General features: G+C 69.8%; 16 protein-coding genes (1 of these 16 cut by a window edge). 7 read left to right on the top strand and 9 right to left on the bottom strand.

The window, feature by feature from the left end; translation table 11 throughout:
- The 3 genes from PBV52_RS35645 to thyX all read right to left on the bottom strand — a co-directional run.
- Positions 1–1,294: the 5' portion of a ribonuclease J gene (locus tag PBV52_RS35645; protein WP_274244066.1), read on the bottom strand. Its footprint begins 392 nt before the window's first position; 1,294 of the gene's 1,686 nt are visible here — the first part of the coding sequence; its start codon is at positions 1,292–1,294; the stop codon falls past the left edge of the window.
- Between the two features lie 154 nt (positions 1,295–1,448).
- Entirely contained in the window at positions 1,449–2,348 is a 900-nt protein-coding gene (gene dapA / locus PBV52_RS35640) for a 4-hydroxy-tetrahydrodipicolinate synthase (protein ID WP_274244065.1), read from the bottom strand.
- Between the two features lie 212 nt (positions 2,349–2,560).
- Complete coding sequence (gene thyX, locus PBV52_RS35635; RefSeq protein WP_274244064.1) at positions 2,561–3,301, bottom strand: FAD-dependent thymidylate synthase; 741 nt, start codon at positions 3,299–3,301, stop codon at positions 2,561–2,563.
- Positions 3,302–3,509: 208 nt separating this feature from the next.
- On the opposite strand from thyX, the gene PBV52_RS35630 reads away from it, so the two are divergent.
- A complete protein-coding gene (locus PBV52_RS35630) occupies positions 3,510–3,734 on the top strand; it encodes a hypothetical protein (protein WP_274244062.1) in 225 nt (74 codons plus the stop codon).
- Between the two features lie 91 nt (positions 3,735–3,825).
- Positions 3,826–4,377, top strand: a complete 552-nt coding sequence (locus PBV52_RS35625; RefSeq protein WP_274244060.1) for a PH domain-containing protein — start codon at positions 3,826–3,828, stop codon at positions 4,375–4,377.
- 123 nt (positions 4,378–4,500) lie between these two features.
- Here PBV52_RS35625 and PBV52_RS35620 read toward each other — a convergent pair whose 3' ends face one another.
- The 6 genes from PBV52_RS35620 to eccD all read right to left on the bottom strand — a co-directional run bounded on the left by PBV52_RS35620 (position 4,501) and on the right by eccD (position 11,645).
- Positions 4,501–4,953 carry a hypothetical protein gene (locus PBV52_RS35620; RefSeq protein WP_274244059.1) on the bottom strand — a complete coding sequence of 151 codons (453 nt, stop codon included), beginning with the start codon at positions 4,951–4,953 and terminating at the stop codon, positions 4,501–4,503.
- A gap of 14 nt (positions 4,954–4,967) precedes the next feature.
- On the bottom strand, positions 4,968–5,720 hold the full coding sequence (gene dapB, locus PBV52_RS35615; RefSeq protein ID WP_274244057.1) for a 4-hydroxy-tetrahydrodipicolinate reductase: 753 nt from the start codon (positions 5,718–5,720) through the stop codon (positions 4,968–4,970).
- Positions 5,721–5,762: 42 nt separating this feature from the next.
- Positions 5,763–7,142 carry a pitrilysin family protein gene (locus tag PBV52_RS35610; protein WP_274244055.1) on the bottom strand — a complete coding sequence of 460 codons (1,380 nt, stop codon included), beginning with the start codon at positions 7,140–7,142 and terminating at the stop codon, positions 5,763–5,765.
- Positions 7,139–9,361 carry a polyribonucleotide nucleotidyltransferase gene (locus PBV52_RS35605; RefSeq protein WP_274244054.1) on the bottom strand — a complete coding sequence of 741 codons (2,223 nt, stop codon included), beginning with the start codon at positions 9,359–9,361 and terminating at the stop codon, positions 7,139–7,141. Before PBV52_RS35605 ends, PBV52_RS35610 begins: the two co-directional genes overlap by 4 nt.
- Positions 9,362–9,700: 339 nt before the next feature.
- Positions 9,701–9,988, bottom strand: a complete 288-nt coding sequence (gene rpsO / locus PBV52_RS35600) for a 30S ribosomal protein S15 (protein ID WP_062701899.1) — start codon at positions 9,986–9,988, stop codon at positions 9,701–9,703.
- A gap of 199 nt (positions 9,989–10,187) precedes the next feature.
- The gene (gene eccD / locus PBV52_RS35595; RefSeq protein WP_274244052.1) at positions 10,188–11,645 is read right to left on the bottom strand and encodes a type VII secretion integral membrane protein EccD; all 1,458 of its coding nucleotides are present in this window, start codon (positions 11,643–11,645) and stop codon (positions 10,188–10,190) included.
- Between the two features lie 276 nt (positions 11,646–11,921).
- Here eccD and eccCa point away from each other — a divergent pair, with 276 nt between their 5' ends.
- The 5 genes from eccCa (at position 11,922) to PBV52_RS35570 (ending at position 20,328) form a co-directional block, all read left to right on the top strand.
- Positions 11,922–15,863, top strand: a complete 3,942-nt coding sequence (gene eccCa, locus PBV52_RS35590) for a type VII secretion protein EccCa (protein WP_274244050.1) — start codon at positions 11,922–11,924, stop codon at positions 15,861–15,863.
- A 187-nt stretch (positions 15,864–16,050) separates the two neighbouring features.
- Positions 16,051–16,395 carry a hypothetical protein gene (locus PBV52_RS35585; RefSeq protein WP_373922038.1) on the top strand — a complete coding sequence of 115 codons (345 nt, stop codon included), beginning with the start codon at positions 16,051–16,053 and terminating at the stop codon, positions 16,393–16,395.
- An 84-nt stretch (positions 16,396–16,479) separates the two neighbouring features.
- Positions 16,480–16,797: a DUF397 domain-containing protein gene (locus PBV52_RS35580; protein WP_274244047.1), complete on the top strand. Its 318-nt coding sequence runs from the start codon at positions 16,480–16,482 to the stop codon at positions 16,795–16,797.
- Between the two features lie 126 nt (positions 16,798–16,923).
- Positions 16,924–18,906 (top strand): ATP-binding protein, encoded by a 1,983-nt coding sequence (locus PBV52_RS35575; RefSeq protein WP_274244045.1) that lies wholly within the window; start codon positions 16,924–16,926, stop codon positions 18,904–18,906.
- A 93-nt stretch (positions 18,907–18,999) separates the two neighbouring features.
- Complete coding sequence (locus tag PBV52_RS35570; RefSeq protein ID WP_274244043.1) at positions 19,000–20,328, top strand: SUKH-4 family immunity protein; 1,329 nt, start codon at positions 19,000–19,002, stop codon at positions 20,326–20,328.
- The last annotated feature ends 26 nt before the right edge of the window (positions 20,329–20,354 follow it).

The raw sequence follows: 20,354 nt of genomic DNA, 5'->3' as shown, positions 1-20,354 counted from the left end.
CGACGGCCACGCCGTCCTCGGCGATGACGATCCGGTCGTGCGGGACGCCGGTCAGGGCGCCCAGTTCGGCGTTGGCGCGCAGGTGGCGCCATTCGCCGTGCACCGGCATCAGGTTCTTCGGGCGGCAGATGTTGTAGAAGTACAGCAGCTCGCCGGCCGAGGCGTGGCCCGAGACGTGGACCTTGGCGTTGCCTTTGTGGACGACGTTCGCGCCCCAGCGGGTCAGGCCGTTGATGACGCGGTAGACCGCGTTCTCGTTGCCGGGGATCAGGGAGGACGCCAGGATCACGGTGTCGCCTTGGACGATCCGGATCTGGTGGTCCCTGTTCGCCATCCTCGACAGGGCTGCCATCGGCTCGCCCTGTGAGCCCGTGCAGACCAGCACGACCTCGCTGTCCGGGAGGTCGTCGAGCGTCTTGACGTCCACCACCAGGCCCGGGGGGACCTTCAGGTAACCCAGGTCCCGGGCGATACCCATGTTGCGGACCATCGAGCGGCCGACGAAGGCGACCCGGCGGCCGTACTCGTGGGCGGCGTCGAGGATCTGCTGGATGCGGTGGATGTGGCTGGCGAAGCTGGCCACGATGATCCGCTTGCGGGCGCCCGCGAACACCTGGCGCAGGACGTTGGAGATGTCGCGCTCGGGCGGAACGAACCCCGGGACCTCCGCGTTCGTGGAGTCGGAGAGGAGGAGGTCGATGCCTTCCTCGCTCAGCCGCGCGAAGGCGTGCAGATCCGTCAGACGGTTGTCCAGCGGGAGCTGGTCCATCTTGAAGTCGCCCGTGTGGACCACCATGCCGGCGGGCGTGCGGATGGCTACCGCCAGGGCATCCGGGATGGAGTGGTTGACCGCGACGAACTCGCAGTCGAAGGGACCGATGCGCTCGCGGTTCCCCTCCGCCACTTCGAGGGTGTACGGGCGGATGCGGTGCTCCTGGAGCTTGGCCTCGATGAGCGCGAGGGTCAGCTTGGAGCCGATCAGCGGGATGTCCGGCTTCTCTCGGAGGAGGAAGGGGACGCCGCCGATGTGGTCCTCGTGGCCGTGGGTGAGGACGATGCCCTCGATGTCGTCGAGGCGGTCCCGGATGGACGAGAAGTCCGGCAGGATCAGGTCGATTCCGGGCTGCTCCTCCTCTGGGAAGAGCACTCCGCAGTCGACGATCAACAGGCGGCCGCCGTACTCGAAGACCGTCATGTTTCGGCCGATTTCGCCTAGGCCACCGAGCGGGGTGACCCGCAGGCCGCCTTCGGGGAGCGGCGGGGGCGCGCTGAGTTCAGGATGCGGATGACTCAAAAGACTCTCCTCACCACGCGCGCCACGTACCGGTTGGGCACGTGGCGCGCGTGACGTTCGTGCAGAAGCAGTTGTCGTTGTGGGGTGCGGGCACCGGTGGCCCGCTTATTCAGTTGTGAAGTCTGGTGCGCGCCCGGGCGCGCGAAGTCTGGTGCTAGAGCTGTACCCCGCCTGCGGCAAGATCGATCTTGAGCTGCTCGATCTCCTCGGGCGAGCACTCCGCCATGGGCGCGCGCAGCGGTCCGGCGGGCAGGCCCTGGAGGGCGAGCGCGGCCTTGGTGGTCATGACGCCCTGGGTGCGGAACATGCCGGTGTAGACCGGGAGCAGCTTCTGGTGGATCTCCGTGGCCTTCTGGACGTCGCCCGAGACGTACGCCTCGACGAGCGCGCGCAGGTCCGGGGTGACCACGTGGCCGACGACCGAGACGAAGCCGACCGCGCCCACGGAGAGCAGCGGCAGGTTCAGCATGTCGTCGCCGGAGTACCAGGCGAGGCCGGAGCGGGCGATGGCCCAGCTGGCGCGGCCGAGGTCGCCCTTGGCGTCCTTGTTGGCGACGATCCTCGGGTGCTCGGCGAGCCGGACGATCGTCTCGGTGTTGATCGGGACGCCGCTGCGGCCGGGGATGTCGTAGAGCATGACCGGCAGCTCGGTGGCGTCGGCGATGGCCTTGAAGTGCCGGTACAGGCCCTCCTGCGGGGGCTTGTTGTAGTACGGCGTGACGACCAGGAGCCCGTGTGCGCCCACCTTCTCCGCGGTGCGGGCGAGCTCGAGGCTGTGGTGGGTGTCGTTGGTGCCGACGCCGGCCACGACGTGGGCTCGGTCGCCGACGGCCTCCAGTACCGCTCGCACCAGGTCCGATTTCTCCGCATCGCTGGTGGTGGGGGACTCACCGGTGGTGCCGTTGATGATCAGGCCGTCGTTGCCTGCGTCCACCAGGTGGGTGGCGAGCCGCTGCGCGCCGTCGAGATCAAGTGCGTCGTCCGCCGTGAAGGGCGTGATCATGGCGGTGAGGACCCGCCCGAAGGGGGTCTGCGGAGTGGAGGTCGGAGCCATGGGTTACACGCTACTCGTTGCGCACGGCCTGGTCTGCCCTCGGGGGGTTCGGAAAAGTCAGGACAAAGATGGAGCCCGGCACTGCCTGCTCGGGGGTTCAAGCAGTGCCGGGTCCGTTTGATCAGGCTAGATGAACTTCTCTAAATGCCGCAATACGGACACTTCATGCGGCTGGGCCGTGCGGCCGTGCCCGGTCCGGGAACGTGGGTGCGTTACGGCGCCACACGACCGTTCGCATTGAAGGCGGCGTACGTCAGCGGCATGAGCTTGGCCCACTCCGCCTCCATCTTCTCGCCGACCATCTCGATCTCCCGCTGCGGGAAGGACGGGACCTTGGCGAGCTCGTGCTGGGTGCGCAGGCCGAGGAAGTGCATCAGCGAGCGGGCGTTGCAGGTGGCGTACATCGAGGAGAACAGGCCGACCGGGAGGACGGCGCGGGCGACCTCGCGGGCGACGCCGGCGGCGAGCATCTCCTGGTAGGCCTCGTACGACTCCCGGTACGAGTCCTCCATGACGCGGCCGACCAGCTCCTGCTGGGCCTGGGTGCCCTCCACGAAGACGTACTTGCCCGGGCGGCCCTCCTGGACCAGCTTGCGGGACTCGTCGGGGACGTAGAAGACGGGCTGGAGCTCGCGGTAGCGGCCGCTCTCCTCGTTGTACGACCAGCCCACGCGGTGCCGCATGAACTCGCGGAAGACGAAGATCGGGGCGCTGATGAAGAAGGTCATCGAGTTGTGCTCGAAGGGGCTGCCGTGCCGGTCCCGCATCAGGTAGTTGATCAGGCCCTTGGAGCGCTCGGGGTCCCTCTGCAGCTCCTCCAGGGACTGCTCGCCGGCGGTGGAGACGCGGGCGGCCCACAGCACGTCGGAGTCGGCCGCGCTGTGCTTGACCAGCTCGACGGAGACGTCACTGCGGAAACTGGGCTTGAGGTCGTCGGCAGGGGTGTCGGTCACGGCTCGGAGGGTCCTTCCATCACTTCTCAGGGCGGCGCCCACTCTACGGCCCGGCACTGACAACGGGGCGTTCGGTGCCGGGTCGCAACATACGCCGGCGAACATCAGCGAATTTCTGTGAATTCGGCGAAACCGGGCACCTTTTGGGGCACTCGCTCGTCTGTGTTGGTGACGGTCACCCACACGATCCCGAGAGGAGAAGCCCCCGATGTTCCGTCGGCGCGAGCCCGTCCCGTTCGCCTTCCTTGCCGAGGCCGACAGGTTCCGCAGTGATGTCACTCCCCCACCCCGTCAGCGGGCGTCCGCCGGTCAGATAGCCGGGCGCTGGCTGCTGGGCCTCACCATCGTCGCCGCGCTGGTGGTCGGCATGCCGGCGCTGTCCACCGACACCGCCACGCAGACTCAGCAGTCACAGGCCTCCGAGGGGCACTGACCTCATCCGGACCCCCAAGGGTGGTGGGTGGGGACACAGGTCGATAGCCTCACCGGGCACAGCCCATGCATGGATTGAGTGAGGACCAGCCGTGCCCCTGCCCTTCCTGACGGCCGACCGCGCGTTCGAGGCAGCCGACGACGCGCTGCCCTTCGACGACCGTGACCGCTGGCGGCGCCCTTACCGTCCCGGGCCGTGCCGGGTGGGCCTGGCAGCGCTGTGGTTGCTGCTCGCCTCGTACGTTCTGTTCGCGGCGGTCGTCATCGCCCTGACCGGCACGCTGACCGACGCCGGGGTCGTCTTCGGTATCGCGCTGCTCGTCATCGCCGGTGCCCTGCGTCTGCTGCGCATGGGCGTGTGGGTGAGCCCGCACGGGCTGCGCCAGGTGAGCTTCCTCGTCACGCGTACGGTGCCCTGGGAGCAGGTCGTCGCCGTGCGGACCGTGCAGCAGCCGGTGCGCTGGCTGGGGTTGCCGCGGACCGTGCAGGGGCAGGCGCTGATGCTCGTACGGCGGGATCGGGCGGCGGAGGGCATGCCGACGCTGATGACCACGCACAATACGGACTTCCTGGGGCGGGTCGCGGCGTTCGACCGGGCCACCGACGCGGTCGAGGCGTGGGCCGCGGAGAACACACGCGGCTGAGCCCGCCAGGCACACCGAAGGGGCCGGTCCGCAGTCAGTGCGGGCCGGCCCCTTCGGCGTACGGCTGACCTTCGGCGTACGGCCCAGGCGTCGTCGTAGGGCTCGTGGCCGCTGTCCCGAGGCTCAGGCCTCGACGGTCCTGCCGTCGTGCAGGGCGATGGCCCGTTGCATCGCCTTGCGGGCGCGCGGGGTGTCGCGGGCGTCGTGATAGGCGATGGCGAGGCGGAACCAGCTGCGCCAGTCGTCGGGGGCCACTTCCGTCTCGGCCTTGCGCCTGGCGAAGACCTCGTCGGCCGAGTCGCGGTCGATACGGCCGCTGGGGGTCCGCTTCAACTCGTCGACGGGCAGGCCGCCCTCGGCGTCGAGTTCGGCGGCGAGAGCGTTGGCCCTGCGGACGAACTGGGTGTTCTTCCACAGGAACCACAGGCCGATCACCGGCAGGATCAGCACCGCCACGCCGAAGGTGACGGTGAGGACCGTGCCGGACTGGATGAGCATCACGCCACGGCTGCCGACCAGGACGAAGTAGACGACCAGGACGGCGGCCGTTATGGCGTAGGAGATCTTCGCGCGCATCTGTGAGCCTCGTGTCAGCCGAGGTCCAGGAAGTGCTCCAGGCCGAAGGTCAGGCCCGGAGTGGTCACCACGCGGCGCGCGCCGAGCAGGATGCCCGGCATGAAGCTGCTGTGGTGGAGGGAGTCGTGGCGGATGGTCAGGGTCTCGCCCTCGCCGCCGAGCAGGACCTCCTGGTGGGCCAGCAGGCCGCGCAGGCGGACGGCGTGGACCGGGACGCCGTCGACGCTGGCACCGCGCGCGCCGTCGAGGGCGGTCTCCGTGGCATCCGGCGCCGGGGCCGTGCCGGCGGCGCGGCGGGCCTCGGCGATGAGCTGGGCGGTGCGCGTGGCGGTGCCGGAAGGGGCGTCGACCTTCTTCGGGTGGTGCAGCTCGACCACCTCGACCGACTCGAAGTAGGGCGCCGCGATCTGGGCGAACTTCATCGTCAGGACCGCCCCGATGGAGAAGTTCGGCGCGATGAGCACGCCCGTCTCCGGGGAGGCGGCCAGCCAGCCGTTCAGCTGCGCGAGGCGCTCGTCGGTCCAGCCCGTCGTGCCGACGACCGCGTGGATGCCGCGGTTCACGCAATAGTCGAGATTGGCCATCACCGAGTCCGGCGTGGTCAGTTCGACCGCGACCTGGGCGCCCGTCTCCGCCAGGGTCTCCAGCTTGTCGCCCCGGCTCAGGGCGGCGACCAGCTCCATGTCCTCGGCGGCCTCGACCGCCCGTACGGCCTCGGAGCCGATACGGCCCTTGGCACCGAGGACCGCCACGCGCAGCTTGCTCATCTGTCTTGCTTCCTTACGTCGGATGTTCCGAGGGCGGGCGGGTCAGGCGACCGCGTCGTGCAGCCGGGCCGCCTGCTTGTCCTTCAGCGGGCCGATGACCGACAGCGAGGGCCGCTGTCCCAGGATCTCGCGGGCGACCGAGCGGACGTCGTCCGGGGTCACTGCCGCTATCCGGGCCAGCATGTCGTCGACGGACATCTGCTCGCCCCAGCACAGCTCGCTCTTGCCGATGCGGTTCATCAGCGCGCCGGTGTCCTCCAGGCCGAGGACGGTGGAGCCGCGGAGCTGGCCGATGGCGCGGCCGATCTCGTCGTCGGACAGGCCGTGTTCGGCGACGTGGTCGAGTTCGTCGCGGCAGATCTTCAGCACGTCGTGGACCTGCGACGGCCTGCAGCCCGCGTACACGCCGAACAGGCCGCAGTCGGCGAATCCGGAGGTGTACGAGTACACGCTGTAGGCCAGTCCCCGCTTCTCGCGGACCTCCTGGAACAGGCGGGAGGACATGCCGCCGCCCAGTGCCGTGTTCAGCACACCCAGGGCCCAGCGGCGCTCGTCCGTGCGGGACAGGCCGGGCATGCCGAGCACGACATGGGCCTGCTCGGTCTTGCGGCCGATGAGCTCGACGCGGCCCGCGGTGCGCAGGGCGCGGCGGCCGTCGCGCGGGGCGATGGGCGTGGCGTCCAGGTTCTTCAGGGCGCCCGCCTTCTCGAAGGCCGCGCGGACCTGTCGTACGACCTTGTTGTGGTCGACGTTGCCCGCGGCCGCCACGACCAGGTGGGTCGGGTCGTAGTGCTTCTTGTAGAAGCGGCGGATGCGGTCGGCGGTGAGGGCGTTGACGGTGTCGACCGTGCCGAGGACCGGGCGGCCGAGGGGGTTGTCGCCGAACATGGTGTGCGCGAACAGGTCGTGCACGCAGTCGCCCGGGTCGTCCTCGGTCATGGCGATCTCTTCGAGGATCGCGCCCCGCTCGACGTTGACGTCCTCTTCGAGGATGAGGGAGCCCGTCAGCATGTCGCAGACGACGTCTATGGCCAGCGGCAGGTCGGCGTCGAGCACGCGCGCGTAGTAGCACGTGTACTCCTTCGCCGTGAACGCGTTCATCTCGCCGCCGACGGCGTCGAGGGCGGAGGAGATGTCCAGGGCGGACCTGCGGGTCGTGCCCTTGAAGAGCAGGTGCTCCAGGTAGTGCGTGGCGCCGTTCAGAGCCGGGGTCTCGTCGCGGGAGCCGACGTGCGCCCAGATACCGAAGGTCGCGGAGCGGACCGAGGGCAGGGTTTCGGTGACGATGCGCAGGCCGCCGGGGAGGGTGGTCTTACGGACCGTACCGATGCCGTTGGTGCCCTTGATGAGGGTTTGGGTACGGGCGACGGCCCGCGCCTCCGAAGAGGTGCGGGCCGTCGCCGTGGAGCTACTCGACGTCACTTGTCGGCGTCGTCCTTCTTGTCGTCCGCGGCGTCTTCTTCGCCCTCGATCACGGGGACGAGCGAGAGCTTGCCGCGCGAGTCGATCTCGGCGATCTCGACCTGGACCTTCTGGCCCACGCCGAGGACGTCCTCGACGTTCTCCACGCGCTTGCCGCCGGCCAGCTTGCGGATCTGCGAGATGTGCAGCAGACCGTCCTTGCCGGGGAGCAGCGAGACGAACGCACCGAAGGTGGTCGTCTTGACGACCGTACCCAGGTAGCGCTCGCCGACCTCGGGCATCGTCGGGTTGGCGATGCCGTTGATCGTGGTGCGGGCGGCCTCGGCGGAGGGGCCGTCGGCGGCGCCGATGTAGATGGTGCCGTCGTCCTCGATCGTGATCTCGGCGCCGGTGTCCTCCTGGATCTGGTTGATCATCTTGCCCTTGGGGCCGATGACCTCACCGATCTTGTCCACGGGGATCTTGACGGTGATGATCCGCGGGGCGTTCGGGGACATCTCGTCCGGCGTGTCGATCGCTTCCATCATCACGTCGAGGATGTGGAGGCGGGCGTCACGGGCCTGCTTCAGAGCGGCGGCCAGGACGGAGGCCGGGATGCCGTCCAGCTTGGTGTCGAGCTGGAGGGCGGTCACGAACTCCTTGGTGCCGGCGACCTTGAAGTCCATGTCGCCGAAGGCGTCCTCCGCACCGAGGATGTCGGTGAGGGTGACGTAGTGCGTCTCGCCCTCGATCTCCTGGGAGATCAGGCCCATGGCGATACCGGCGACGGGGGCCTTCAGCGGCACACCGGCGTTCAGCAGCGACATGGTGGAGGCGCAGACCGAGCCCATGGACGTCGAGCCGTTGGAGCTCAGCGCCTCGGAGACCTGGCGGATCGCGTAGGGGAACTCCTCGCGCGTCGGCAGGACCGGCACGAGGGCGCGCTCGGCGAGGGCGCCGTGGCCGATCTCGCGGCGCTTCGGGGAGCCGACGCGACCGGTCTCGCCGGTGGAGTACGGCGGGAAATTGTAGTTGTGCATGTAGCGCTTGCGGGTCACCGGGGAGAGGGTGTCCAGCTGCTGCTCCATGCGGAGCATGTTCAGGGTGGTGACGCCCAGGATCTGGGTCTCGCCACGCTCGAACACGGCGGAGCCGTGGACCCGCGGGATGGCCTCGACCTCGGCGGCCAGGGTGCGGATGTCGGTGACACCGCGGCCGTCGATGCGCTTCTTCTCCTTGATGACGCGCTCACGGACCAGGGTCTTGGTCAGCGAGCGGTACGCGGCGGAGATCTCCTTCTCGCGGCCCTCGAACTCCGGCAGGAGCTTCTCGGCGGCGAGCGCCTTGACGCGGTCCAGCTCGGACTCGCGCTCCTGCTTGCCGGCGATGGTCAGCGCGGAGGCGAGCTCCGGCTTGACGGCGGCGGTGAGCGCCTCGAGGACGTCGTCCTGGTAGTCCAGGAAGATCGGGAACTCGCCGGTCGGCTTGGCAGCCTTGGCGGCGAGATCCGACTGGGCCTTGCAGAGCACCTTGATGAAGGGCTTCGCGGCGTCCAGACCGGCGGCGACGACCTCCTCGGTCGGCGCCTCGGCGCCGCCCTCGACCAGCTTGATGGTCTTCTCGGTGGCCTCGGCCTCGACCATCATGATCGCGACGTCGCCGTCCTCCAGGACACGGCCCGCGACGACCATGTCGAAGACGGCGTCCTCGAGCTCGGTGTGCGTCGGGAACGCCACCCACTGGCCGTTGATCAGCGCGACGCGGACGCCGCCGATCGGGCCGGAGAAGGGCAGACCGGCCAGCTGCGTGGACGCGGACGCGGCGTTGATCGCCACGACGTCGTACAGGTGGTCGGGGTTGAGCGCCATGATCGTGGCGACGACCTGGATCTCGTTGCGCAGGCCCTTCTTGAAGGACGGGCGCAGCGGGCGGTCGATGAGGCGGCAGGTGAGGATGGCGTCCTCGGAGGGACGGCCCTCACGGCGGAAGAAGCTGCCGGGGATCTTGCCGGCGGCGTACATCCGCTCCTCGACGTCCACCGTGAGGGGGAAGAAGTCGAGCTGGTCCTTGGGGTTCTTGGAGGCGGTGGTGGCCGACAGCACCATGGTGTCGTCGTCCAGGTACGCCACGGCGGAGCCGGCGGCCTGCTTGGCCAGGCGGCCCGTCTCGAAGCGGATGGTGCGGGTGCCGAAGGAGCCGTTGTCGATGACGGCCTCGGCGTAGTGGGTCTCGTTCTCCACTAGCGTTTTCTCCGTTACTTTGTCGTCTTTTGTCCCGTCGCTGCCCGTGTGGCAGGGGGACGGTGGCGGAGAAGCGCTCCGTGCGGTGCGGGCCGGTCTTCGATCGAAGCACCCGGGGCTCGCTTCCCCCCGGGGGCCACTACCGAGGACCGGCGGCGGCTAGGCGCGCTTCTCCTCTTCCTGTCGTGCTGTGTCGTGCGTACTGCGTTCTGCGTTGTGCTACCACACTACAAAGCGTGTGTGACACTCCGCATGTTTCCGCACGCGCGGTTGACGTTCCGCACGTACAGCAAAGGGAGCGGCTCCCGATCCCTCGGGAACCGCTCCCCTCACGGCGTCTTACTTGGCGCCCGCCGCACCACGGCGGATGCCGAGGCGGTCGACCAGCGTACGGAAGCGCTGGATGTCCTTCTTGGCGAGGTACTGCAGCAGACGGCGACGCTGACCGACCAGGATCAGCAGACCACGACGGGAGTGGTGGTCGTGCTTGTGGGTCTTGAGGTGCTCGGTCAGGTCCGAGATCCGGCGCGAAAGCATGGCGACCTGGACCTCGGGAGAGCCGGTGTCGCCCTCCTTCTGACCGAACTCGGTGATGATCTGCTTCTTCGTAGCGGCGTCGAGCGGCACGCGTACTCCTCGTAGTCTTTGAGTGGCCACCGAGTGCCCCCGGTCTTTGTCTCGGGGGAGCTTCCGTTACTCGGGAGGCGGGGATCCGCTGGGCGCGTCCCCCAGGCGAACCCGGAGGCGCGTACACAAACGGCCGTCACACAGCGTACCAGCACACAGGCGCGCCCTTGACAGACGGTCCCCGGCGCCCCCGCGCCGGTCAGAGACCGCCGCGGACCTTGGCGTAGATGTCGAGGACGGCCAGGCAGATCGGGACCAGGGACAGCAGCACCAGCGAGTCGGCGAGGTCCAGCATGCGGCCCCAGAAGGGGGAGAGTCCCTTCTGCGGCACGATCAGGGCGATCGCGATCAGCAGCAGCACACCGGCCCCGACGGAGGCGCCGAGCCACAGCGTACGTACGTTGACCGGGCCGGAGTCTCCCTGGAGCAGTTCCATGATGATGTCGGCCGGCGGCGAGATCGCGAGGCCGAGGACCAGCAGGGCGAGCGTGACGACACCGGCCACGAACAGGCAGGTGACCTGCGCGGTGTAGCGGAACAGGCGCGCCCGGAGCATCGCGGCGAGGCCGGTGCACAGGGCCAGCAGCTGGGCCCAGCCGCTGCTGCTGAAGCCGAGCACCGCGCCGCCCGCGCCGATGATGACGGCGGCGCAACCGCCGACCAGGCCGAGCAGCAGCTCGTGGCCGCGGCTGGTCTGGGCGACGATGCGCTGGACATCGACGGCCTCGAGGTCGCCGTCGCGGCCCTCGCGACGGGCCCGGGCCAGGTCCTCGGGGTTGCGGAAGCCGATCGGCAGCTTGGCGAAGCGGGCCGACCAGCCGGGCAGGAAGCCCACGACCGCGAGGGCGACGACGGAGGTGCCGGCGGCGATCTCCCGCGGCTGCGCCTCGGTGAGCACACCGCAGAACACGGCGAGCGTGCCGATCGCTGAGGCCAGCGCGGCGGCCACGAACGGGGCGTCGCCCTGCGGCAGCAGCATGATCAGTACGACGGAGCAGAGCAGTACGGCGACACAGCCGACGAGGAACTGGATCCTGCCGGGACCTTCACCCGCGTCCTGGGCGATGGCGCCGGAGCCCGCGATGAGGGCGTGCGGCAGCGCCGAGATGCCGAGCGCTACGGCGGAGCCCCGGTCGTCGTACACCCGGGCCCGTACACCGGCCAGTGCCGTCAGGGCGAGCGCGGTCACGCCGGCGAGGATGCCCGGCAGGCCGTGCATGTCGTGCCGGATCGGGTCCGCGAACCAGAAGACGAAGCCGAGCATGATCAGCAGCAGCGACCCCGCGACGAGGCCGGCGACCCGCATCAGGTTGTCGTTCCAGCTGCGCATGTCCTGCTTGACCGCGGCGGCGATCGCGTCCACCACGTCGTCATGGACGGCCGGTGGCAGCGAATCGGCGAAGGTGCGCAGCAGCAGCACCTCACCGTCCCTGACCCGGTGCTCGAGCAACGAACGGCTCGCGTCGAGCACTTGGCCCTCGCGGGTCACAAGGTGATAACCGGAGGGGCTGGTGTCCGACTGGACCAGGCCCGAGAGCCTGATGATCTCGGGAAAGAGGTCCTGGATCGGCAGGTCCTCCGGCAGCGCGACATCTACACGGCTGTCCGGTGCTGCGATGGTGATTCGGCAGAAACCTGTCGAAGTCCCCGTGCTCACCTGGTGTTCCCCCTGCTAGACAAGGCTTCCTCGCGCCGCTCGTACGACGCGGAGCGCCACCATATCCGTTGCCGCACCCGGTACAGGACCTACCTCCCCCATTCCTCCCAGGACCTGCGCCGCATCTCCATCCGCCTGCCTCACTCGGGCACTGAGCGCATCAGTAGGATCGACGCCTACGCGAACGACGCCTACGCGAACGAGAACACGTCGCGGTACACGGGGGCGTCGGTGCCAGGACGTATCACGTATCAATCGCGAAGGATGAGTGCATCGGTGAGCGTCGTCATCATCAAACGACCACCGCGGACAGTGCCACCGGCCGTCCCGGACGGCGAGGTCAAACTCGAGACGCCGCCCGAGATTCCGCGCGAGGGCGACGACAGCATGCTGATGAACATGCTGCCCATGATGGGCATGCTGGGTTCCGTCGCCTTCTTCTTCACAGCCGGCCAGTCCTACATGAAGGTCGTCGGCGGCCTCATGCTGGCCTCGACCGTGGCCATGATGGTCGCCCAGATCGCCAAGGCCAGGCAGGGCCCGGGCGCCGGCATGGCCCAGGACCGGCGGGACTACTTCCGCTACCTCGAGCAGGTCCGCAAGGACGTGCACAAGACCGCTGAACTGCAGCGCCGCAGCCAGCTCTTCCAGCATCCCGACCCGGAGCAGCTGTGGGCCGTCGCGGCCGACGGCAAGCGGCTGTGGGAACGGCGCCCGACCGACGGGGACTTCGCCTCGGTACGGATCGGCCGCGGCACCCAGCAGCTGAACACTCCGCTCGTCGCCCCGGAGACGGCCCCCAAGGACGAGCTCGAACCGCTGACCGCGGCGGCCATGAAGGCCTTCCTCGACGCGCACGGCAGTCTGCACGACCTGCCCGTCTCCATTTCGCTGCGCGCCTTCTACCACGTGACGATCTGCGGAGACACCGACACGGTCTACGGCAACGCCCGTGCGACCCTGTCCCAGCTGGCGACGCTGCACTCGCCCGAGGACCTGATGATCGCGGTGGTGGCGCACCCCTCCGCGGCGACGGACTGGGACTGGATCAAGTGGCTGCCGCACAGCCAGCACCCGAAGGCCAAGGACGGAGCGGGCTCGACCCGGCTCCTCTTCGACGACCTCGGTGAGCTGGAGGAGGCGCTCGCGGACCAGCTGGACGACAGGCCCCGCTGGAACCGTGAGGCGAACCCCGTCTACGACCAGCCGCACCTGATCGTGGTGCTCGACGGCGGCACCGTGCCGCCGGACTCCGAACTCGCCAGCAGCGAAGGCCTCCAGGGCGTCACCTTCCTGGAGATCTCCCCTGGCGAGCTGGAGGAGGAGCTGCGCGCCGGTCTGACGGCCTATGTGAAGCCGGACCGGATGCAGCTGTTCGTCGGCCACGAGTCCGCGTACACCGGCAGGCCCGACCTGCTGAACCCGGCGCAGGCCGAGTCCCTGGCGCGGCAGCTCGCCCCCTTCCGGGTCGGCTCCGCGGAGGAGGGCGAACCCCTCCTGTCCAACCTGGACTTCACCGACCTCATGGGCATCGGCGACGCGGGCACCGTCGACGTCTCCCGCACCTGGCGTCCGCGCACGCTGCACGAGCGGCTGCGGGTGCCGATCGGTGTCGGCGAGAACGGCGAGCCGGTCATGCTGGACCTCAAGGAGGCCTCGCAGGAGGGCATGGGCCCGCACGGTCTGTGCGTCGGCGCCACCGGTTCCGGTAAGTCCGAGGTGCTGCGCACGCTGGTGCTCGGTCTCGCGGTGACGCACTCCTCGGAGACGCTGAACTTCATCCTCGCGGACTTCAAGGGTGGTGCGACCTTCGCGGGCATGGCGGACATGCCGCACACCGCGGCCGTCATCACCAACCTCGCGGACGACCTCACCCTCGTCGACCGTATGCGTGACTCGATCATGGGTGAGACGCAGCGCCGTCAGGAGCTGCTGCGCTCGGCCGGCAACTACGCCAACCTGCACGACTACGAGAAGGCCCGGGCGGCGGGCGCCGCGCTGGAGCCGATGGCCTCGCTGGTGATCGTGCTCGACGAGTTCTCCGAACTCCTCACGGCCAAGCCGGACTTCATCGACATGTTCATCCAGATCGGTCGTATCGGCCGTTCGCTGGGTGTCCACCTGCTCCTGGCGTCGCAGCGCCTGGAAGAGGGCAAGCTGCGCGGCCTGGACACCTACCTGTCGTACCGGATCGGTCTGCGGACCTTCTCCGCCGCCGAGTCCCGTACGGCGATCGGTGTCCCGGACGCCTACCACCTGCCGTCGATCCCCGGTTCCGGTTACCTGCGGTACGACACCGACACCATGGTCCGCTTCAAGGCGGCGTACGTGTCGGGGCCGTACCACGGCGAGGGCCCGTCCCGGGTGCACCGCTCGACGCAGCTGCGGCCCGCGCTGTTCTCGGCGGAGCACGTGGCGCTGCCCCCGCAGCCGGTGATCGAGGAGCCGGAGCCCGACAACCGGGTGGACGACGCGCTCGCCGACACCGTCCTGGACGTCCTCGTCAGCCGGATGATCAACCAGGGCCCGCCCGCCCACCAGGTGTGGCTGCCCCCGCTGGAGGAGGCGCCCTCCCTGGAGCAGCTGCTCCCCCAGCTCGCCGTCAGCCAGGACCGCGGCCTGACCGCGCCCGACTACACGGCGCTCGGCCGGCTCAACGTGCCGGTCGGTCTGGTGGACAAGCCGTTCGAGCAGCGGCGTGACGTGCTGTACCGGGACTTCGCGGGCGGTGCCGGTCACGGTCTGTTCGTCGGTGGTCCGCAGTCCGGCAAGTCGACGCTTCTGCGCACGCTCATCTCGTCGTTCGCGCTGACCCACACCCCCTCCGAAGTGCAGTTCTACTGCCTGGACTTCGGTGGTGGCGGTCTGATCTCGATGGAGGAGCTGGCGCACGTCGGCGGGGTCGCCAACCGTCTCGACGCCGAGAAAGTGCGCCGTACGGTCAGCGAGGTCGAGGGCATCCTGAACGCGCGCGAGGAGTACTTCCGCGCGAACAACGTCGACTCGATCCAGACCTACCGTCAGCGCCGGAACGCCGGCCAGCTGCCGGACCAGGCCTGGGGTGACGTGTTCCTCGTCATCGACGGCTGGGCCACCTTCAAGACGGACTACGAGATGCTCGAGTCCACCGTCACGGAGATCGCGACGCGCGGCCTCGGCTTCGGTGTGCACGTGATCCTGACGGCGAGCCGCTACACCGAAGTGCGGCCCGCGCTCAAGGACATGCTGCAGAACCGTATCGAGCTGCGCCTCGGTGACCCGACGGAGTCGGAGATCGACCGCAAGGTCGCGCAGAACGTCCCCGCCACCGTCCCGGGCCGCGGTCTGACCCAGGACAAGCTGCACTTCATGGCGGCGCTGCCGCGCGTCGACGGCTCCTCGGAGACCGAGGACCTGTCCGAGGCGACGGGGATCCTCATCCGCGGCATCAACGACAACTGGCAGGGCAACCACGCCCCGGCCGTACGGCTGCTGCCCACGATGCTGCCGTCGGACCGGCTGCCCAAGGGCTTCGAGCACCCCGACCGCGGTGTCGCCATCGGCATCGACGAGTCGTCGCTCTCGCCGGTCTTCGTCGACTTCGAGACGGACCCGCACTTCATCGTGTTCGGTGAGAGCGAGTCCGGTAAGTCCGCGATGCTGCGGCTGCTCATCAAGCAGATCTGCGAGCGCTACACGCCGGACCAGGCGAAGATCGTCATGGGTGACTACCGGCGCGCCCACCTGGAGGGCGTCCCGGAGACGCACCTGTCGCGCTACTGCGCCTCGGCGCCGGCTCTCTCGGAGACGCTGGAGGGCCTGGCCGGCTCGCTCAGCCGCCGTATGCCGGGCCCGGACGTCACGCCCGAGCAGCTGCGCAACCGCAGTTGGTACAGCAGCCCGGACGCGTTCGTCATCGTCGACGACTACGACCTGGTGGCGACCGGCGTGAACCCGCTGGCCCCGCTCCTGGAGTACCTGCCGTTCGCCCGTGACGTCGGCCTGCGCATCATCATTGCGCGCTCCTCGGGCGGTGCGAGCCGGTCGCTCTACGAGCCGGTGATGCAGCGGATGCGTGAACTCGGCGCCCAGGGCCTCGTGCTCTCCGGCGACCGGGCCGAGGGTGCACTGCTCGGCAACATCACGGCGACGCAACTGCCGCCCGGCCGTGGGTACTTCCACACGCGCCGCCGCGGTGGGCAGCTGATCCAGACGGGGTGGCTGCCGAACCGGTTCTGAGGAACGGTCGGTCGGACAGTCGGTTGAGCAGGAGGGGCGGTACCCGCGAGGGTGCCGCCCCTCTTCGTTGCCCGTGTGCGCGCCGTTAAGGTGGAGTCACGACAGAAATGACGAGCCACGGGGGGCAGTTGTGCCGTCGGACTACATGGACTCCGATCCTGAGGTACTGAAGACCGAGGGATTCGCCATGTTCAATGTCGGCCTGGAGTTCTCCAAGGCCGTGACCAAGCTGAAGACCGGACTGACCGGCCTTGAGAAGGGTGACACCCCGCCGTGGGGTGACGACGACATCGGCGAGAAGTTCGGCGTCGTCTACGAGGGCCTGCGCGACGGCATGTACGACTCGATGGGCAGCCTCGCGGAACGCATCGCCGGCATGGGCGTCGCCTTCACCAAGATGGGCGTGGCGCACAAGCTGAACGAGGCCGAGCAGGACGCCATCTGGAAGAAGACGATGTCGGAGTACGACGGCCAGGTGGAGCTTCCGCCCGGGGTCGCGCAGGGCACGATCCACACCCGGTCGACCACCTGATCTGCAACGCACATGTGGCGGCCCACCCACGCCAGTAGGGTGAGACGCACACTTCGTTCGCACGTCAGGAAGAGGCCCAGCAGCATGACCGAGGCACGGGACAACGAGGTCGGGACTCAGGCCGAGGACACCAAGGCGCGCAAGGAGCGGGAGCGGGACGAGCTGTACGCCCTCGACATCTCCGGAGTCGAGTGGCACTGCGCGCCCGGTACCGAGGCGCACGAGGAGCGGGTCGAGATCGCGTACCTGCCGGAGGGGGCGGTGGCCATGCGGTCGTCCCTGGATCCCGGCACCGTGCTGCGGTACACCGAGGCGGAGTGGCGGGCGTTCGTACTCGGGGCGCGGGACGGGGAGTTCGATCTGGAGCCGGCTCCGCACAACGGTGGGGTGGCGGCCGAGTAGGTCGCCTTCGGGGGTTGCGTCCTCCGCGTCTGCGACGGGGCCGTTCCACTCGCCCCAGGGCCTGGCTCGGCGCCTAAGATCAGGGTCGTACGAGTAGGCGTCCGCGATGGCGGAGGACGGGGACCCATGACCGGCTCGACCGAGGACTACGCACCGCACCCCCACATAGGCGGCCGGACCGCCGCCCTGCGTGCGCTTGCCGCATGGCGCGGGGCCGCGCCCGGCGCTCCGCGCGTGGTCGTGGTCACCGGCGGTTCCGGCAGCGGGCGTTCGCGGCTGCTCACCGGGTTCTTGATGCTGTGCGAGCCGGAGTACCGCAAGCAGCTGCCGCTGGACGAGATGGATCCGTCGACGGTACCGCCGGAGCTGCCGGCCCCGGCGGTACCGGCCGCTGAGGGTTTGACCGCGGCCCAGGTTCTGTGGCTGCTCGCCGACCACTACGACCTGAACGCCACCAGCATCGAGGGCGTGTACGCCGAGCTGGCCGCACTCGACGAGCCCGTGACCGTCGTCGTACCGGACGTCGACCGCGCCGGTCCGGTCCGGGCCGCGGGCGAGCCCGCACGTCTCGTACGGCAGGTGCTCGCCCCGCTGGCCGCCACCGAGACGGTCCGGCTGCTGGCCGAGGTGCCGCGTCCGCTGGCCGCCGAGCTGGCCGAGGGGCTGCCGTCCGGCGCCGTGCAGGTCATCGATCTCGACGAGCCGGGATGGGCCGACCCCGAGGGCGTGGTGTTGCACGCGCAGGCTGCGCTGAACCCGGAGTTCGGAGCACCCGAGCTGCCGTTCACCGTCGACCCCGCCGCCCGCCTCGCCCTGGGAGCGGCCATCGGCCGCCGGGCCCGGACCAGTCCGCTGGTCGTCCAACTCGCCGTCAACTGCATCCTGATGGCCCCCGAGGGCTTCGACCCGGCTGACGAGAGGTTCCTGCCGACGTCCGTCGGTGAGGCCCTGGACCTGCACGCCAGGCGGCTCGGTTCCGACTCGCAGACGCTGCGGCTCCTGCTGGCACCGCTTGCCCTGGCCGAGGCCGACGGCATACCGGTCCAGCTGTGGGCTCGGCTGGCGAGCGCGGTCGCCGGGCAGGACATGAGCCAGGCCATCGCGGGCGGGATGCTGCTCGCCGGGCCGTTCGTGCAGCCCGAGGAACAGGACGCGGAAGAGGTGGCGGCCGGGGCAGACGGCGACGAGCAGGGAGGCGGCGACCAGAGGGTTGAGGGACGGACACTGCTACGGCTGCTGCACCCGGCCCTGGCTGACGAGATCCGCGCCGGACTGCCGAGCGTCGCCGCCGCTCAGACGCAGATCGCGATGGCCCTGCTGGAGGCCGTGCCGGAGCAGGACTGGAGCAAGGCCGACCCCTATGTGCGCGACCACATCGCCGGCCACACCCTGGAGGCCGGGCTCCTTCCCCAACTCCTCACGGATCCCGGGCTGTTCGTCCACGCCGACCCGGTGTCCCTGCGCGCCGCCGTCGAGGCCGTACCGGCTGAGGAGCTGGGCGCACCGGCCCGTACGTACCTGCGTACGGCGCCCCTGCTGACCCGTACCCAGGCGCCCACCACCATGCGTGCCGCCCTGCTGGAGACCGCGTTCGTCGAGGACGGCCTGCCCGAGTACGCCGAGGCGATACGCCGGCGGCTCGGGCTGGAGCTGCCGTGGCAGACGCTGTGGAGCCTGTCCCTGCCCGGCGTCAGCGCCGTGACCGTGGGCAGCCTGCCTGGCCCCGACGGGGCTGCCACCCCGGTCGCCGTGCTGGTCGTCCCCGCGGGCACGCCTGGTGCCCGGCCGGTCGGTGCGCCCGGCGAGGAGTCCGGTTCCGCGGTGCTCATCCATGGCCTCGTACAGGGTGATCACCTCGGCGACCCCGATCCCGAGCGGATTCTTCGCCCCGCGGAGGAGGAACGTGCTGCCGCCCCGCTGGGCCTGAGTCGCGGTGCCGACTACCTGCGTGTCTGGGACCGGGCGGATCAGCAGGTCGTGGCCGCGCTGGTCTCCGACACACCCTTCACCGCGGCCGACCTGTCCCCCGACGGCATCCTCCTGCTCGCCACCGAGCGTGGGGCGAAGGCCCTCCGTATTCGCGGGGCGGGCGCGGCGATAGCCTCGTAGGAACGTGCACGACCGCCTCGTGGATGCCTGCACCGCAGGTCAGCCCCTCTTTCCACGCCCTTTCCCGACCGACCACTCCGAAGGAGCCTCCCCGTGACCAGCCAGGAGCAGGCGCTCGCCATCGCCGACCGTTGGCTCAACCCGGAAGGCTCCGCGGAACCGCGCCGCGAGGTCCGGATGCAGGAGTTCGACCTGGGCTGGGTCGTGTGGGCGGCGCCCGCGCAGCCCGAGCGTGACCCGGAGACCGGGGAGCGGCGGCCGCCTGCCGAGATCGGCGACGCGTGCGGGGTCGTGGACCGCCGCAGCGGCGAGCTGACGGTCTGGCCGTCGGTGCCGGTCGACGAGGTCGTGCAGATGTACCGGCAGAAGCACGGTGCGGCACCGGGCGCGGGCACGGCCGACGGTGCCGCCCGTCCGGTGACCGGGCCCGGCAACACCGCCGTCTTCACTTACGTGGACCCGGCGAACGGCGAGGAGACCACCCTCTTCCGCACCTCCACCCCGGGACTGCCCCCCGCCGAGTACCAGGCGTGGGGGGAGCTGCGGCGGATGAACGTACCCGCCGACAATGTCGTGGCCGTCCACACCGACCTGCGCCCCAGCCTGCTCCCCGGCGGCTACACGGCCGAGCTGCTCAACACCTTCCGCAACGCGCAGCTCTCCTGCACGCAGTCGTACGGGGCCCGTCCCGAGGTGCGTGCGGAGGGCGTCGCGGCGCTGGTCGAGCAGGTCGAGACGATGCACCGGATGGCCGGCCAGCAGCCGCCGCCCCGTCCGCACCGCGTCCCGGTTCCCGCGCAGGTGACTCCGGCTGAGCCGATGCGTGACGTGGCGCTCGGCCGGCACCTTGTCGATGTGTTCGGCGAGGACGGTGTACGTCGCTTCGATGCCGACGACATCGCCGACCGCCCGCTGCCCGAGGCCGCCAAGGCGACGCTCACCTGGGCAGGGCTCCCCGCCGACCTCCCGCTCTTCTTCACCGCCGACCGGCCCGACGCGCCTCCGGCCGGCGGCCTGTTCACCGATGTCGCCACGAATCTGCGCGAGCGCCGCAGCCCGGCAGGCGAGGAGAAGATCGGCGCCCTGTCGTACCTGGTCCGGATCGGCTTCGACGGCGTCGCGGTCATCGCGGTGCAGTGTCAGCCGGGGTCGGGGCAGCCGGACGGCCTCGGTGCGCTCTGGGCGGTGGACCCGGTCACCGCCGTGGCTCGATACGTCAACTTCTCGGTCGCCGCCTTCGCCCGCTCCCTGGCTCTGCTCGCCACCTCACGGCAGCGGATGCAGGGCCTGGATGCGGTCGCGGCCGGTGCGGAAGTGGCGGCGCTGCAGGAGCAGTTGGCGGCCGTCGACGCGTCCGCGCTGAGCAACGCGGACACCTGGTGGTCGCTGATCGTCGAGCAGATGTGGCACGGGCTGTTCTGACCGAGACGGCCGAGGCGACAAGGAGA

Source organism: Streptomyces sp. T12, assembly GCF_028736035.1.
Lineage (GTDB): Bacteria > Actinomycetota > Actinomycetes > Streptomycetales > Streptomycetaceae > Streptomyces.
The sequence above is the reverse complement of the archived record's forward strand: the minus strand, read 5'-3'. Positions and strand labels throughout refer to the sequence as shown.

Bases quoted from the DNA above. Each gene is read 5' to 3' on its own strand.
- dapA (WP_274244065.1), bottom strand. From the start codon at position 2,348: ATGGCTCCGACCTCCACTCCGCAGACCCCCTTCGGGCGGGTCCTCACC.
- PBV52_RS35630 (WP_274244062.1), top strand. From the start codon at position 3,510: ATGTTCCGTCGGCGCGAGCCCGTCCCGTTCGCCTTCCTTGCCGAGGCC.
- PBV52_RS35620 (WP_274244059.1), bottom strand. From the start codon at position 4,953: ATGCGCGCGAAGATCTCCTACGCCATAACGGCCGCCGTCCTGGTCGTC.
- dapB (WP_274244057.1), bottom strand. From the start codon at position 5,720: ATGAGCAAGCTGCGCGTGGCGGTCCTCGGTGCCAAGGGCCGTATCGGC.
- PBV52_RS35585 (WP_373922038.1), top strand. From the start codon at position 16,051: ATGTTCAATGTCGGCCTGGAGTTCTCCAAGGCCGTGACCAAGCTGAAG.
- PBV52_RS35580 (WP_274244047.1), top strand. From the start codon at position 16,480: ATGACCGAGGCACGGGACAACGAGGTCGGGACTCAGGCCGAGGACACC.
- PBV52_RS35575 (WP_274244045.1), top strand. From the start codon at position 16,924: ATGACCGGCTCGACCGAGGACTACGCACCGCACCCCCACATAGGCGGC.